At 74.4% G+C, this 597-nt stretch carries 1 pseudogene; it reads right to left on the minus strand.

Annotated elements, in window-relative coordinates:
• Positions 1–15: 15 nt before the first annotated feature.
• A pseudogene (locus tag ACIKT0_RS19700) lies at positions 16–597 on the minus strand (hypothetical protein); the annotation flags it as partial.

Raw genomic sequence — 597 nt, forward strand, 5'->3', positions numbered from 1 at the left:
TCGCCTATCTGAACCTCAACCGCTGGCACGTCCGCACATCGGCGGCGCCAGCGGCAACGCGTCGGGCGTGTTCGGTTCGGAGTCCGGGGCGCCGCCGATGCCCGAGATCGCCTGCGCGAGCACGCCCCGCGAGGTGTCCCCTTCGGTGACGATGGTCGCGCCTGAGGCGACGTCCATGCCGCCGGCGTAGCCCCCGGCGCCGCCGTCACCCGAACGGCTGCTCGTGAACGACCCGACCGCTCCGCCGCTGTCGCCGCCCTTGCCGCCAAGGCTGCGGGCCGTCACGCCGTCCGAGGAGGCTCCGGCCGTCTTCAACTGCACGCCGGAGCCGAGCTGGACGTTGACGACGCCGGCCGCCCCGCCGGTTCCGCCGACGCTCGTCACCGCCGTGCTGGCCGCAGTGTCCTCCTTGCCGCTGACGCCGCCCTGTCCGCCCTGCGCCTGCGCGAGGATCGCGCTGGAACTGTCGCCGCTTGTTTCGATGGAGGCGCCCGTGTCCAGCGTGATGCTGATGTCGCCGCCCTTGCCGCCATTGCCGGCGCGTCCGGCGTCGACCTCCGCGCCGGAGATCGCCGTCCCGCCGTCGCCGCCCGCGCC

This window comes from Hansschlegelia beijingensis (genome assembly GCF_045505405.1).
GTDB classification, from domain to species: domain Bacteria; phylum Pseudomonadota; class Alphaproteobacteria; order Rhizobiales; family Methylopilaceae; genus Methylopila; species Methylopila beijingensis_A.